The 14,540-nt window shown below is 70.4% G+C and carries 11 protein-coding genes; 3 read left to right on the top strand and 8 right to left on the bottom strand.

The window, feature by feature from the left end; all coding sequences use genetic code 11:
- Position 1: 1 nt before the first annotated feature.
- From FHS38_RS05870 to FHS38_RS35985, 8 genes are all read right to left on the bottom strand, one after another.
- Entirely contained in the window at positions 2 to 982 is a 981-nt protein-coding gene (locus tag FHS38_RS05870) for an NAD-dependent epimerase/dehydratase family protein (RefSeq protein ID WP_184731477.1), read from the bottom strand.
- On the bottom strand, positions 975 to 2,279 hold the full coding sequence (locus tag FHS38_RS05865) for a nucleotide sugar dehydrogenase (protein WP_184731476.1): 1,305 nt from the start codon (positions 2,277 to 2,279) through the stop codon (positions 975 to 977). Before FHS38_RS05865 ends, FHS38_RS05870 begins: the two co-directional genes overlap by 8 nt.
- A gap of 48 nt (positions 2,280 to 2,327) precedes the next feature.
- Complete coding sequence (locus tag FHS38_RS05860) at positions 2,328 to 3,461, bottom strand: hypothetical protein (RefSeq protein ID WP_184731474.1); 1,134 nt, start codon at positions 3,459 to 3,461, stop codon at positions 2,328 to 2,330.
- A 52-nt stretch (positions 3,462 to 3,513) separates the two neighbouring features.
- A complete protein-coding gene (locus FHS38_RS05855) occupies positions 3,514 to 4,302 on the bottom strand; it encodes a creatininase family protein (RefSeq protein WP_229822521.1) in 789 nt (262 codons plus the stop codon).
- On the bottom strand, positions 4,299 to 5,213 hold the full coding sequence (locus tag FHS38_RS05850) for a beta/alpha barrel domain-containing protein (RefSeq protein ID WP_184731472.1): 915 nt from the start codon (positions 5,211 to 5,213) through the stop codon (positions 4,299 to 4,301). Before FHS38_RS05850 ends, FHS38_RS05855 begins: the two co-directional genes overlap by 4 nt.
- Positions 5,210 to 5,755, bottom strand: coding sequence for a nucleoside 2-deoxyribosyltransferase (locus FHS38_RS05845; RefSeq protein ID WP_184731470.1), 546 nt, complete (start codon positions 5,753 to 5,755; stop codon positions 5,210 to 5,212). The genes FHS38_RS05850 and FHS38_RS05845 overlap by 4 nt, the downstream gene beginning before the upstream one ends.
- Positions 5,756 to 6,098: 343 nt before the next feature.
- Positions 6,099 to 7,496, bottom strand: coding sequence for a condensation domain-containing protein (locus tag FHS38_RS05840; protein ID WP_184731468.1), 1,398 nt, complete (start codon positions 7,494 to 7,496; stop codon positions 6,099 to 6,101).
- 374 nt (positions 7,497 to 7,870) lie between these two features.
- Positions 7,871 to 8,545, bottom strand: a complete 675-nt coding sequence (locus FHS38_RS35985) for a response regulator transcription factor (RefSeq protein ID WP_184731466.1) — start codon at positions 8,543 to 8,545, stop codon at positions 7,871 to 7,873.
- Positions 8,546 to 9,118: 573 nt separating this feature from the next.
- On the opposite strand from FHS38_RS35985, the gene FHS38_RS05830 reads away from it, so the two are divergent.
- The 3 genes from FHS38_RS05830 to FHS38_RS05820 are packed head-to-tail and all read left to right on the top strand — an operon-like array spanning position 9,119 to position 14,467.
- Positions 9,119 to 10,975, top strand: coding sequence for an ABC transporter ATP-binding protein (locus FHS38_RS05830; RefSeq protein WP_184731464.1), 1,857 nt, complete (start codon positions 9,119 to 9,121; stop codon positions 10,973 to 10,975).
- A gap of 2 nt (positions 10,976 to 10,977) precedes the next feature.
- Positions 10,978 to 12,885 carry an ABC transporter ATP-binding protein gene (locus FHS38_RS05825; RefSeq protein ID WP_184731462.1) on the top strand — a complete coding sequence of 636 codons (1,908 nt, stop codon included), beginning with the start codon at positions 10,978 to 10,980 and terminating at the stop codon, positions 12,883 to 12,885.
- Positions 12,869 to 14,467: a class I adenylate-forming enzyme family protein gene (locus FHS38_RS05820; protein WP_184731461.1), complete on the top strand. Its 1,599-nt coding sequence runs from the start codon at positions 12,869 to 12,871 to the stop codon at positions 14,465 to 14,467. Before FHS38_RS05825 ends, FHS38_RS05820 begins: the two co-directional genes overlap by 17 nt.
- The last annotated feature ends 73 nt before the right edge of the window (positions 14,468 to 14,540 follow it).

The following is a 14,540-nucleotide window of genomic DNA, read 5'->3' as shown; positions in this document are numbered from 1 at the left end:
CTCACCGCCTCTCGCGGGCCGCTATGTCCCGCGCGTACCACTCGTACGTACGCCGCAGGCCCTCGCTCAGGTCCACCTTCGGGTCGTAGGCGGTGAGTGCGCGCAGGCGGGTGAGGTCGGGGAGGCGCCGGAGCGGGGACAGCGGCGGGGCGGGGTGGATGTCGACGGCGGGGCGGCGGCCCACCGTCTCGAAGACCTTCCGCGCGAGGTCCTCGATGAGGACCTCCTCCCGGTCGTTGCCGATGTTGACGAGCAGCGTCTCCTTGGTGGGGAGGGCGGTCAGCGCGGTGATCGCGTCGACCGCGTCGTCGACGTAGCAGAAGGCGCGGGTCTGGTCGGCGCCGTAGATCGGGAAGGGGTCCGCACCGCCGAGCAGCCGCTCGATGAACTGCGGGATGACGTGCTCGTACCCCATGCGGGGGCCGTAGATGTTGTGGAAACGCACCATGCGCAGCGCGAAGCCGAACGTCCGGGCGTAGTTGCGGCAGAGCAGCTCGCCGGCGATCTTGCTGAAGCCGTAGCTGGAGCGGGCCACCGTGGGATCGGAGACCACCAGGGTGACGTCCTCGGTGGTGGGTACCTCCGCGACCCCGGCCTCGACGCTGCCGGCGTACGCCTCGCTGGAGGAGGCGAAGCAGAGCGTGGCCCCGGTCAGGGTGGTGAACCAGTCGAGGAGGTGGACGGTGGCGAGGAGGTTGGTGCGCAGGACGCGCTGCGGCTCCTCGTTGGAGTGGACGACGCCGACCACGGCGGCCAGGTGGTAGACCTCGGTGAAGTCGTCGGCGAGCAGACCGTCGGGGACGGGGGTCGTCAAGTCGTGTTCCACGAGGGTGACACGGCCCAGCAGTTGGGAGAGTTGTTCGTCGGAGCGGCCCCTGCTGAAGTCGTCGAGGAGGGTGACATCGCAGGTGGCGGCCAGCTTGCCGGCCAGATGCAGGCCGATGAAGCCCGCGCCGCCGGTGATCAGGATCTTCTTACGCACTACCGAGCCTCATTACCTTGGTCGTGGGCGGGAGGACCCGCCAGGTGTCGTACACCAGTGCCGGTGCGCTCATCCGTGAGATCAGGTCGTCGGCGTCCAGCTCCCCGTAGCGCAGATGGTCGTTGAGGAGGATCACGGCATGGGCGTCGGTGAAGCCCTCGGCGATCGGCACCGGGCGCACGCCCAGCGCCTCGATCCGTTCCTGCGGGACGACGAAGTCATGCCCGACGATCTCCTTGACGCGGCCGCGCAGGAATTCCAGCAGCGGCTCGTACGGGGCGCCGCGCAGGTCGTCCGTCTCGGGGCGGCCCTTGTAGGCGAAGCCGGAGATCAGGATCCTGGCCTCGCCGGGGTCCAGCCCCTGGTCGCGCAGCGCGTCGAGGACGCGTTCGCCGACCCGGCGCGGCATGGACTCGTTGAGGGTGCGGGCGGCCGTGACCAGATCCGGTGTGTGGCCGTGGGGTGCGAGGGAGTACCTCAGGAGGTAGGGGTCCTTCGTCAGGCAACTTCCGCCCACGAAGCCGGGTTTGTTGATGTCGGGCCTCGGGTAGTCGAGGTTGGCGGAGCTGATGATCTCCAGCGCGTCCAGGCCGAGCCTCTCCGCGATCAGCCCGATTTCGTTGCCGAATCCGTAGATGAGGTCGGTGTGGCAGTTGCAGGTCAGCTTGACCAGCTCGGCGGCCTCCAGCGAGGAGACCGGCACGATCTGGTCGGTGACGGTGGCGAAGAGTCCCGCGGCCAGTTTCACGGCCTCGTCGGTCAGGCCGCCGACGATCTGCGGGAGGGACAGCAACTCCGCGAGGGCCTGCCCTTGGATGGTCCGCTCGGGGCAGAAGGCCAGCAGGGGGTCGGCGGTGCGGCGGCGCAGCACGGGCAGCACCAGGCCGCGCGAGGTGCCGACCGGTACCGTGCTGCGGACGATCACCAGGGTGTTCTCGTCCATGCGGTCGGCGATCGATTCGGTCGCCGCCGCCAGGTGGCTGAGGTCGGGGGTGGTCCCGCCGGCCTCGATCGGTGTTCCGACACAGATGATGACGACGGGCGGCAGTCGCAGCCCGCCGATGTCCGATGTGACCGCGAACGACCCGCTCGCGGAGCCGTCCTTGATCTGCTGCTCGACTCCGGGCTCCGACAGTTGCAGCCGACCGCGGGCGAGGTCGCCCGCCACGGCCGGGTTGGCCTCGTAGCCCAGTACCTGCTTGCCGGTGGACAGGAGTGCCGCGGTCAGCGTGACCCCGACGTATCCCAGCCCGACGACGCAGACGTCGAAGTCCTCGTACGACGTGCGCGATTCCATTGACGTACCCCCTGGATGCGACTTGGGAAGGTGCGGATCGCCGACGGGTCAGCCGACGACCCAGTGGGTCTTTTCGGGCCTGCCGCCCAACTGCCGCTTCTGGTCGTCGAGTCCCTTCACTTCGGAACCGCCCGCGTCGACTTCACGGATGCCTTGGTCCCACATTTTTTTGAAGACGTTCAGCCAGACGTACTGGGGGATCGCGGTGAATCCCGTCGGGTCCTTGAATATCCCGATCAGCCGCTCCGGGAAGCGCATGGACATGGTGCAGTAGAGCGATGCCCGGTGCGGCCCGGTGCGTTCTCCGGCGAAGAACATCACGGGTACCTCTTCGCCGTCCTCGATGGACAGGCTGCCGAGGTAGGCGAAGTAGTCACGTCCGTTCTCGCCGCCGGGACGCTGGGTGATGAGCGCCCGGTAGTCCTCGGGGGTGGAGCCGACCACCGTGCCCTGTTCGCTGCGGGCCTCGAAGTACCCTTCGACGATGCCCCGGGCCTTCCCCTGCTCCGTCTCGGTGTGGCCGTACGGAAGGATGCGGAAGTCCAGGTGGTCGTTGCGTCGCAGAAAGTTCTCGAACCTGCGGAACGCCAACCGGTTCTTGCTCTTGTACTTCCGGTTCTCCGCACCCACGAGGTTCTTCACCTGGAGGCCGCCGTCGGCCCCTTCCGCGAAGAGTTCGTCGAGGTGGTAGACCCGGTTGGGGTACGTCTCGTCCTCTTCGGGGGCCACCGGGTGCCAGGGGTCCTTCGTCACCGGGGCGAACCCCGCCCCGAGGAAGGCGGCGTGGTCCGCCGGGGACAGATGACGCACATAGATCGAGGTCCGGGTGAGACCGGCTTCGCGGACCGCGGCGATGAAGGACTTCACCACGGCGATCCTGTCGGGTCCCTTCGGCGCGACGATGTGGAGGTGCTTCGCGGGGTGCGCCTCCTTGCTGAAGTATCCGACTCCGAAGAGGTTTTCCCCGTCGTGGAAGACCAGACCGTTCGGATGCTGGGTGCTGGTGCCCCGGATGTTGTATCCGTTCGTGTAGAGCATCAATCCGAGATGCCCCATCGCGAACGACCCGTCCTTGAAGGTCTGGATGGTGTCGAAGGATTCCTCTACGGGGCGGAGCTTGTCTCCGAAGAGACTCTGCAGGCGCGCTTCGAACTCGTCGCGCTCGGTTGCCGGCAGGCGCATGGATTCACCTCTGCTTGGAAGATTTCACGCGACTCGACCACGCTCGGCGGCGTCAGGCCGGCGCCGGGTGGGCGGGACCGGCGGAAAGGGTCCGGGTGATGCCGTCCAGCACGTGCCAGAAGAGCTTTTCGCCCAGCTCGGCGCCGGCACCCGTGGTGGAGGAGAGCACCCCCTGGTTGGACATCACGTCCACGTCGACGGGGTGGCGGTACACCCCCGGTGGCGGCGGGGTGGCGTGGGTGGGCCTGGCCGCGCGGACCACCTCCGGGCGCAGGTACATCATCAGGCTCGTCTCCGTCAGCCCGGCGTGCTCGGCGTGCCATCCGGGGAATTCCGGCACGTGCTTGCCGAGCCATTCGTCCTCCACCAGGCTCCACCAGCTGAAGGCCACGATCTCGGTGTGCGGGAAGGTCGTGGCCGGCTCGCATCCGTCGATCGCCTCGAAGAGCAGGCCCTCGTTCTCGTAGTGGCCGTTGATGATGACCAGCCGGGCGGGCTCGAGCCGGGCGAGGGCCCTCAGGCAGTGCGTGAGGTAGTCGACGAAGGTGCCGCCGCCGATGTGGACGGTGCCCGGGAAGTGCAGTCCGCCGCCGCTCTGGGGCAGTGACCTGGCGGAGAACGGCTGGCCGGGGAGCAGCAGGCCGCCGACGTCCGCGACCACCTGCCGGGCCAGCGCGTCGGGGATGTCGAAGTCCACCGACAGCGGCAGGTGCGGGCCGTGCTGTTCCAGTCCTCCCACCGGCCAGACCAGGGTGGCGCCGTCCAGTGCGCCCGGCACCTCCGGGCTGGTCAGGTCGCCGTACGCGGTCACGTTCGTGGTGCGCTGCCGCATGTCCGTCATCCCCTCACCTCTTTGATGCTCCGCCCCACCAGGTCCGTCACCGTGCCGCCGTGGGCGCGCAGCCAGTCGTCGAAGCCCTCGCGGATGCCCGTCAGCGTGTCGAGCATGTTCGTGTGCAGGGCCGTGTAGACCTGCACGACGTCGGCGCCCACGCTCAGGTACTCCGCCACGTCGGTGGCGTCCCGGACCCCGCCGCCGCCCATCACGGGTACGTCGGCCCCGCGTCGGCGCAGCGCGAAGATCTCGGCGAGGACCAGGGGTTTGATGCCGGGCCCCGAGTAGCCGAAGGCGCCGCCGAGCTGTACCTCGCCGGTGTCGGGGTCGACGGCGAGCCCGGCGACGGTGTCGCTCAGGGTGATCGCGTCCGCGCCGGACGCCACGGCCGCGTCGAGGCGCTCGCGCAGCCCCTCCCCCGCCGCCAGCTTGACGCTGAACGGCACGGGGGTGACACGCCGTACGGCGGTCGTATACGCCGCCACCCGCTCCGGGGTGTCCTCCAGGCCGCCTTCTTCGTTGAGGCAGGAGATGCCCAGTTCGAGCGCCGGGCTGCCGGCGGCGGTCACGCGCTCGGCGAGCGCGGCGAGTTCGTCCGGTGAGTCCGCGTGCACGGAGGCGATCACCGGCAGTCGGTCGGCGGCGAAGCGGCGCAGCATCGCGCACCACTCCCCGACGTCGCGGCGGGAGTACGTGGTGCTGTTGAGCATGCCGGTGGGGAGCCGCAGCAGCCGTTCGTCCCCCGAGGGGGCGGGGTTCGGGTGGATGGTCTTGGTGACGACGGCGCCGGCTCCGGTGGCGAGCAGTCTGCGGATGTTGCGTTCCTGGTCGGTGAGCAGGCCCGAGCCGACGACGACGGGTGAGGCCAGGGGCAGGCCGAGGATCTCGGTGGCCGCCGGGTGCGTGCGGCCCGTCACTCCGACATCACGACCTCGCGGCCGACCTTGGACAGCAGCAACAGCAGCCCGGCGGGGTCCTCGTGCGCTTCGGCCAGGTCGAAGACGCTCACGTCGGCCACCGAGGGCAGTCCGCGCAGCAGGTGGCTGGCGTTGGCCGCCATGGGGGTGGGGGTCACGACGACGATGGGTTTGCCCAGTGCGGAGGCCCAGCCGAGTTCGATGTGGGTGCCGTCGGTGCGCATCAGATCGCCGTCGGCGTCGACGGGCAGGACGGGGACGAAGACGTCGCAGCGGCGCATCCAGCCGAAGTCCCGCGCGCTGACCTGGTCCGGTGAGAACAGTGGGGTGTCCACCCCGAACTTCTCGGCGACGTGGGCGGAGAACACCGTGCCGTTCACGTCCGTCACCGTCTCGATGACGTCGTGTATCGCATGCCGCAACGGCTCGTGGAAGCCGTCCTGTTGGATCGCGTGCTGGATGGGTCCGCCGACGAAGACGCTGACTCCCGACAGGTCGACAAGCCCCGTGCCGTCGACGCCGTTGGCAGTGGTGTCACTCATGACTTCTCCTGATCTCCTTCGCGGAGCGCGAGGTGGGAGGGGTGATCCGGGGGGCGTGAGGGCACCCGACGGTCGTGCTCGGTCCCGGTCGCGAACGGTCGGTGGCGACGGTGGGCGGGCAAAGGCTCGAGGACCCCGAGGACGACGTCACGGAAGGAGGTGGCCACGCGAAGGCGGCGGCTGCTCCAGGACACCGGCAGTCCGACGCAGTCCCCCGTCCGGTGACACGGTGCCGTGCCACCCGATCTGTTTTCGGTCCCGTTACGTGCTGGATATGACGTGGGAACAGTCTCCCCGTGCGGTGGGGGGACGGGCACCCCCACTTTGGGGTATGGCCATCCGGCTACCCCGAACGCCCGGCCATGCGCGTCTGCTGAGGTGCGTCCTCGACGAGTTCCACGAGCAGCCGCTCGACGTCGTGGAGGAAGGTGTGGACCTCGGGCGGCGGGAACGCCCTGGTGTCGGCGTTGAGCACGAGCCGTAGCCAGCCGGGCTCTTCGTCGTCGACGACCAGGAAGAAGTCCTCGCCCTCCGCGAAGGCGTGGCGGGCGACGACGGTGTCGGCCATGGCGGCGCGCACGGCGTGGGCCGCCTCCGGCCCCCCGTCGCCGCGTGTTTCGTGTGTGGCCCGGATGTCGTTGAAGCAACAGGACAGGCTGATGCCGGTGCCCCGGTCGCGCTCCGCGGCGCGGAGGAGTTCCTCGGCGTGGTCGGGGTCGTAGAGGCCGTTCGCGTAGGCGGTCGTGCAGGCGGCGAAGGCGCGCCGGGCGATGCCGGGCACGCTCCCGCCCGTCAGGTCGATCGTCACCGGGACCTCTTGGTGCAAGTTGGCCACGGCGCCCCGGAGTTCGGGGGTGAAGCGGTTGGCGGCCAGCAGTCGGAGGGTGCACACGGTCAGTCCGGCGCGGCGGCCGAGCAGCAGCGCGACGACGGCGAGCAGCGCCGCGGAGGTGCTCACGCGCCATCGGCCGGCCAGTACCGGCAGGGCGAGGGAAGCGGCTCGGGAGTCCATCACGGCGCTGTAGCGCTCCGGTGCGGCATCCCCGGTGGCACCGGGGGTGAGGGAGGGGAACATCGTGGCGGGTGCGGCCGCCAGTTGGTCCCGCCAGTACGCTCGGGAGCGGGCCAGCAGGGCCTGCCCCCGTGGGGACCGCTCGTACCACGCCTGCTCGACCGGTTGGCGGAAGGCCGCGGGGGGCGGCGCGGGCCGGCCGGCGGTCCGGGCCGCCAGCAGCCGGGTGAGTTCGGCGGCCAGGTGGCGCAGGGACATCAGGTCGGCGGCGAGGTGCGACACGCGGTAGGCGGCGAGTACCGGTGTCCCGTCGGCGACGACGACCACGGCCCTGAAGAGCGGGGCCGTGGTGAGGTCGAACGCGGTGTGCCGCATCCTCCGCCGCCATGCGCGCAGCACGTCCCGGGGGTCCTCGCCGGGTCCGGTCGTGGCGATCTCGGTCTCGAAGGATCCGGAGCACAGCACCCGCTGCGTCAGGGTTCCGTCGGGGCCGGGACCGAAGGCAGTGCGCAACGACTCGTAGCAGCCCACGAGTTCACTCAGAACGGTGAGCACGTCGCCCACGGCGGTGTGGGGCGGCAGGTCCACCCCATGGCTCACGTCGTAGAAGGCGGCGTCGGGTAATTGACGCTGGATCAGGTTCCACATGTGCCGTTGCGCACACGTCGCGGGGGCGGTGGCGGAACGCTGTCCGTTGAAGGGAGTTCGGCGCCGGACGATTTCTGCCACGGCTCGCTGCCTTTCCTTGCCCGATGGGATGAGGCGCGGCGATGCGCTGCGGGCAGGGAAATCCGGTGCGGCGGTCGTCGACGGGCCTCGGACGGATTCAACGTAGCGAAGGGGTTCTCGGATCGTCACCCGCACCTGTGGACCTAGCCCTTCGGCTAGCCCAACAGGGCGCCCACTGGAGGCTTTCCGGTCGGGTGGCGGGCACTCAGCATGGGGTTCCGGGCATCTTCAGCCGGGCTCGGCGAGGGTGCGGCGCGGGCCGTGGGTGTACGGTCCCGACCCGCGCCGACGTGAGAACGCGGAGGGGACCCGTGCGGGTCCCCTCGGGTGGTCCTCGTTCCGGAGGCCGTCCGGCACGCGACATCGATGACGGCCTAGTACGTGATCAGGCCCAGCTGGATGGCCGTGACCACGGCGGCCGTCCGGTTGGGCGCCCCGAGCTTGAGCAACAGGCTGGCCACGATCCGCTTGGCACCGTGACTGGATATCTTCAGGCGCCGGGCGATCTGCTTGTTGCTCAGGCCTTCGGCGAGCAGGAGCAGCACCTCGTTCTCCCGGCCGGTGAGGGCCGCGTCCCGCCGCCGGCGGATCCGGCCCGGTCCGCTCGCCCGCTCCAGGAGCACGCGGGCGAGCGAGGCGGGCATGGGCACCTCACCGCCGGCCATCCGCTGGAGGGCGTCCTCCACGGCGGTCGCGGTCAGCTCGCCCTGCACAAGAAAACCGTCCGGCGGGAAGGGACCGGCCAGAATGTTTTCGTCGATACCGGTATCGCTCAGCAGCAGCAGAACCTTCGGTCGCAGGCCACGGACGTCGTCGGGCACGCCGCAGTCGGAGCTGTAGTCGGACTCGTGCAGAAAAATAATGTCGACGGGACTGGAACGTAAGGCGACTTCGACCTCGTCCCAGTTTTCGCAGTGCGTCACTTCGCTGACGACGGACGCCGTCGCCAGAACCGCCCGCAGCCCGAGCTGGAGGACACCGTCACGAACGAGGGTCGTGACGACCAGCTGTCCTCCCAGGGCGGGGGTACCACACGCTATACGGTTCACAGCACTCCTCCGAGCTGTCAGCACATGCCATCGGCATGGCGGTAGTCGCGGTGCTCGCTGAACTTGCATCGGGGGCCGATCGGCCCAATTGGATCGTTACCCCCACTTCTTTCACTGCAACCCATGCGCAACAGCACACTCTCATCAGTGGGGTCCGGACATCGAGCATCGCCGCGTACCGCCCATGACACCCCTCATCGGACCTTGACCACCAATCGTGACGAACCGGTCATTTCTTCGATTTGTTTTTCACCCGCCGGTCCGCATTTCACCCGCCGACCTGCGGGCTTTCGTTTTCCCGGGAAAACCAGTAACTTCCGTGCCACGGCGCGCCCTACCGTGAATTCCAACCCCCGTGGACGGCTCGATGACGAAAAATAAAACAGCGACCACCGACGCCCCTGGCCTGCGTCCGGCACCGGCCGGAAAAAACTCCGGGAAATTACCCCGCTTATGCGTGGTGGGTGGCATCGCTCGACGCCGCACCGGCACGCCGGAAATTCTCGGAACGGGGCCTGTGTGCAGCGGGACGAAATTCCGGGCGCGGCCGGACATCATGAGTGAGGAGAGCCGATGACCACCGACACCGTCCCGGGCACGAAAGGCACGGCCGATCCGGCAGCGGCACCGCCCGCCGGTCCCACCGGTGCCACTCACGACAGCGTCGGTCGCTGGCTCCTGTCACAGATGCGGCGCTTCCGCTGGTACATCGCTGTCCACCTGCTCGGCAGTGTCATCTGGCAATCGCTGACGGCGGCCGTCCCGCTCGTCATCGGGCTGGCCTTCGACGCGATCCTCAAGGAGAACGGGGCCCCGGCCGACTTCGGCACCTTCCACGCCGTCGTCGCGGGCCTGCTGGCGCTGGTGCTGGTGCGCGGGATCTGCGGCATCGCGGCCACCTACTCCCTGGAGGCCTTCGCCAGCGGCCTGGAGCGCGACGCGCGCGCCGGGGTCTTCGCAAGTCTGCTGCGCAAGAGCCAGCGCTTCTTCAACCGGCACCGCACCGGAGACCTCTCCGCGCGGGCCACCGGCGACGCCGAATCACTGAACCTCATGGTGTCGCCCGGCTTCGACATGGCCGTCGACCTGGCGCTGAACATCGCGATCCCGGTCGTCTTCATCGGCCTGGTCGACCCACGGCTGCTGCTGTCCCCCGTCGTCTTCGTCCTGCTGTTCGCCCTGGCCATGGCCGAGCACGGACGGCGGCTCGAGCCGGTCTCCGACCTCACCCGCGAGCACTTCGGGTCGATGACGGCCCAGGCCACCGAGAGCATCGCCGGCATCGAAGTGGTCCAGTCGACCAGCGGCACCGGTCAGGAGCGCGAGCGCTTCGACCGCCTGGCCGCCGCCTACCGCGACGCGGCCGTGCGCCAGGCCCACACCCAGGCCCTCTCCTTCCCGCCGCTGCTGCTCGTCCTGGCCACAGCGGGTGCCCTGCTGCACTCCGTGTACCTGCTGCGCGCCGGTTCCCTCAGCATCGGCGAACTCGTCGCCGTGCTCGGGCTGATGGGGACCCTGCGCGCCCCCACCCAGCTGGCCTCGTTCAGCATCGGGCTCATCTACTTCGGCCTGTCCGGCGCGCAGCGCATCCTGGAGATCATCAACGACCGGGACGGCGACGTCGAGCGGGGCGGCGGACACGCGGCGCCCATCGCCGGGGAAGTCGTGATGGAGAACGTCGGCTTCGGATACGACAGCGACAAACCCGTACTGCGTGAGATCTCCTTCCGGGTCGCACCGGGGGCGACGGTGGCGCTGGTCGGGCCCACCGGCAGCGGCAAGTCCACCCTCCTGCACCTGCTCAACCACACCTACGCACCCGATCAGGGGCGGGTCCTCATCGACGGTGTGGACGCCGCCGAGTGGGACCAGGCCTCGCTGCGCTCGCAGATCGCGGTGATCGAGCAGGACGTGGTGCTCTTCTCCCGGACCATCGCCGAGAACCTGAGCTTCGGCGCGGGCCCGGACGTCGACCGCGCCAAGCTGGAGGAGGCGGCCCGCACGGCCCAGGCACACGACTTCATCATGGCGAGCGAGCACGGCTACGACACCGTCGTCGGCGAGCGGGGCGTCACCCTGTCCGGCGGGCAGCGCCAGCGGCTGGCCATCGGCCGTGCGCTGGTGACCGATCCGCGCATCCTCGCCGTCGACGACGCGACCAGCGCCGTCGACAGCGCCACCGAGCACGAACTGCAGCTGGCGATGCGGCGCGCCTCGGCGGGGCGCACCACCTTCCTGATCACGCCCAGGCTGTCCCGCATCCGCGCCGCCGACCACATCCTCGTGCTCGACAAGGGCCGGATCGTCAGCCAGGGCAGTCACGAACAACTCCTGCGCGACTGCGAGTTCTACCGCAGGATCTTCGCCCCGTACACGAGCGGACCGACGGCAACCGGCGACGCCGGGGCGCGGACAGAGGAGGGATCTTGACTATGGCGCACTTGCTGGATGGCATCGACCCGGACGGCTACGACCGCGCCTACGGCGACCGTGAGCTGACGCGCCGCATCGTCCCGTACTTCCGCGGGTGGGGCCGTGTCGTGGCGTTCGTGACCGCGGCGGTGATCGTGGCGGCGGTCGCGGGCAGTGCCGCTCCCGTTCTGGTGGCCCGTACCGTGGACTCGGCCGCGGGCGACGACGGCACGGGGACGGTGGCGCTGCTGGTGGCGGTCATCGTCCTCACCGGTTCCGTCGCCTGGCTGTTCACCTTCCTCCAACAGCGCCTCACCGGAACACTGGTCGGTGACGTGGTGCTGAAGCTGCGCGAGCACGCCTTCCACGCCGCCACGCGGCAGGACATGGCGTTCTACGACAGCCACCCCACCGGCGCACTCGTCAGCCGGGTCACCAACGACACCCAGTCGTTCGCCACCCTCATCACCATGGTCCTCGGCCTGCTCGGCCAGGTGCTGATGATCCTGCTGCTGATGGTGGCCCTGTTCGTGATCAACGTGCCGCTGGGTCTGCTGACCGCTGCCGTGGCCGGGGTCATCGTCGCCGTCAGCCTCGGCTTCCGGCGCGTGGCACGCAGTGCCTCACAACAACAACAGCGAGCCCTGGCCGAGGTCCACGGCTATGTGCAGGAGACCCTGCGGGGCATCGCCGTGGCGCGGAACTACCGGGGCGAGGAGGCCGCCGCGGCGGGACTGCGGGAGGTCAACGGACGGTGGTTCAGGGCGAGTGTGCGGTTGAACCGGCTCTTCAGCGGCGTCTTCCCCCTGCTGATCTCCCTGACCGGGCTGGGTACCGTCGCGGTGGTCCTGGTGGGCGGGCACGCCGTGGAGGCGGGCGGCGTCTCGGCCGGTGAATGGGTGCTGTTCCTGGAGGCGTTGGCTCTCTTCTGGTCCCCGCTGACCAGCATCGCCTCCTTCTGGAACCAGTTGCAGCAGGGCCTCGCGGCGGGAGAGCGCATCTTCGCGCTGATCGACCGCGACCCGGCGGTGCGGCAGCTCCAGCAGCTGCCCGTGCCCCGGCTGCGGGGCGACCTGGAACTGCGCGACGTCACCTTCGGCTACAGCGCGGACCGGCCCGTGCTGAAGGAAGTCAGCCTGAAGATCGCCGCGGGTGAGACCGTCGCCCTGGTCGGGCACACCGGCGCGGGCAAGTCCAGCGTCGTACGCCTGCTCATGCGCGCCTACGAATTCCAAGGGGGACGTGTGCTGGCCGACGGCCAGGACGTGCGGACCCTCGACCTCGCGCAGTACCGGCGGTGTCTCGGGGTCGTCACCCAGACACCGTTCCTCTTCTCCGGCACCGTCGCGGACAACATCGGCCTCGGCCGGCCGGGCGCGGACCGCGCGGAGATCGAAGCCGCGGCGCACGCGGTGGCGGGCGGCGACTGGCTGGAGCAACTGCCCGCGGGGCTGGACACCCCCACCGACGAAGGCGGCCGCAACCTCTCCACGGGACAGCGGCAGATCATCGCGCTGGCCCGGGTCTTCCTGCAGAACGCCTCGGTGCTCATCCTCGACGAGGCCACCGCCAGCATCGACCCGCTGACCGAGGCACAGATCCAGGAGGGTCTGGACGTGCTCGCCGCCGACCGCACCACCATCGTCGTCGCACACCGGCTGCCGACCGTCCGCAAGGCCGACCGGATCGTCGTCGTCGACGACGGGCGGGTGATCGAACAGGGCGACCACACCACCCTGCTGCGGCGGAACGGCGCCTACAGCCGCCTGTACGACCGGTACTTCCGCTACCAGCAACCGGACGTCGACCCGGCCGACACCCCGGTCGGCGGCAACCTGGATCCGGCGGAGGCGAAGGAGTCCCGGGCGGGGACGACACGGACGGCCGACGACGAAGAGACGGGTGCGGTCGATGCGTATCACCACTGAAGTCCCCGGCACCCTGGCCGACTTGGTGCGCGCCGCCGCCGATGCCCGCCCCGACGCCACGGCCCTGCGGTCCGGCGAGGAGGCGGTCACCTTCGGCGGACTGCGGGAGAGGGTCCAGGCCACCGCGCGGCGACTGCACCACCACGCCCCGCCCGCGGACGGCACGGCGGCACTGCTCTTCGAGAACACCCCGGAGTGCGCCGTGGCCTTCCTGGCCGCCGCCTGCACCGGGATGCGCCTGGTGCCGCTCGAACCCGACACGGGCGAGGCCCGCCTGCGGGCCCTGCGGCGGGAGCTGGGCCCGCTGACCGTCATCGGCCACCGGGCGAAGCTGCGCGCGTTGCGCCTGCCCGGCGCCGCGTCCGCCGACGGCCGGCAGGGGGACGGCCTCGTCCCCGTCGAGGAACCACCGGGCGGCACACCGGCGCGGCCCGACGACGCGCCACTGCCCGCGGCCGGGCCCGATGCGCCCTTCCTGTACCAGTACACCTCCGGTTCGACCGGTGAGCCCAAGGCGGCCGTGCACTCCCAGCGCGACCTGGTGCACGGCGGGGAGATCTACGCCCACACCTACGGCATCACCGCGGCCGACCGCATCCTCGCCGCCGTCCCCCTGCTGCACTCCTTCGGCATGGTCGCGGGCCTGGTCACCGCGCTGCGTACGGGGGCACAACTGGTGCTGCCCGGCCGCTTCGTGCCCGCCAAGCTGCTGCGGACCGTGCGCGAGCACGCCTGCACGGTGCTGGTGACGACCCCGCTCGCCTGCGATTTGCTGGCCCGCTCGGCCGCCGCCGACCGTGGACAGCCGCCGTTGCCGGGCTCGTTGCGGCTCTGCCTCTCCTCGGGTGCCGCGCTGCCCGCCCCGGTGGCCGCCCGTTTCAGGGAACACTGCGGGCTGGGCGTCCAGCAGGTCTACGGCAGCACCGAGGCCGGCATCATCGCCGCGCAGCGCCCTGAGGACGAGGGCGTGGACCGCGGGGTGGGGCGGCCGGTGCGCGGCGTGCGGATCCGGCTCGTCGACGAGCGGGGCCGGGCCCTGCCGCCGGGCGCCACGGGCAGCCTGCTGGTGCGCACCCCCGCGATGTTCACGCACTACCTCGACCGTCCCGGTCCCACCCGGCAGGCATTCCGCGACGGCTGGTACGCGACGGGGGACCTGGCCCGCACGGACCGCGAGGGGCGCCTGCACCTGGTCGGCCGCAAGGACTCGTTCATCAACGTGGGCGGCAAGAAGGTCAATCCCACCGAGGTCGAGGAGGTCCTCCTGGCCCACCCGGCCGTCGCCGAGGCGGTGGTGTGGGGGGACCGAGGAGAGCAGGGGGAACAGGGAGGGATCACCGACGGCGTGAGCGAGCGGGTACGGGCCACCGTGGTGGCCCGGGCGCCGTTGAGCGCGGCCGACCTCGCGGCCCACTGCCGCGGCCGGCTGCTGCCGCACCAGGTGCCGGGCGGGGTGGAGTTCGTCGCCTCCCTGCCGAAGAGCCCGCTGGGCAAGGTCCGGCGGGCCGCGGTGGTGGACGCCGCGGCCCGAAGGGAGGCGGCGTCCCGAAGGGAGGCGGCGGGCGAGAGCGCCGACGGCTGAAGGCGACGGCTCGCGCCGCGTGCACGGCCGCTTGTTGCTCCAGGGCAACCTGGGCTGACCTGGAGCAACAAGC

It is taken from the genome of Streptomyces netropsis (assembly GCF_014203545.1).
Lineage (GTDB): Bacteria > Actinomycetota > Actinomycetes > Streptomycetales > Streptomycetaceae > Streptomyces > Streptomyces netropsis.
The sequence above is the reverse complement of the archived record's forward strand: the minus strand, read 5'-3'. Positions and strand labels throughout refer to the sequence as shown.

Coding starts and splice junctions, on each gene's coding strand:
- FHS38_RS05830 (WP_184731464.1), top strand. CDS start 9,119: ATGACCACCGACACCGTCCCGGGCACGAAAGGCACGGCCGATCCGGCA.
- FHS38_RS05820 (WP_184731461.1), top strand. CDS start 12,869: ATGCGTATCACCACTGAAGTCCCCGGCACCCTGGCCGACTTGGTGCGC.
- FHS38_RS05860 (WP_184731474.1), bottom strand. CDS start 3,461: ATGCGCCTGCCGGCAACCGAGCGCGACGAGTTCGAAGCGCGCCTGCAG.
- FHS38_RS05865 (WP_184731476.1), bottom strand. CDS start 2,279: ATGGAATCGCGCACGTCGTACGAGGACTTCGACGTCTGCGTCGTCGGG.
- FHS38_RS05855 (WP_229822521.1), bottom strand. CDS start 4,302: ATGACGGACATGCGGCAGCGCACCACGAACGTGACCGCGTACGGCGAC.
- FHS38_RS05825 (WP_184731462.1), top strand. CDS start 10,978: ATGGCGCACTTGCTGGATGGCATCGACCCGGACGGCTACGACCGCGCC.
- FHS38_RS05845 (WP_184731470.1), bottom strand. CDS start 5,755: ATGAGTGACACCACTGCCAACGGCGTCGACGGCACGGGGCTTGTCGAC.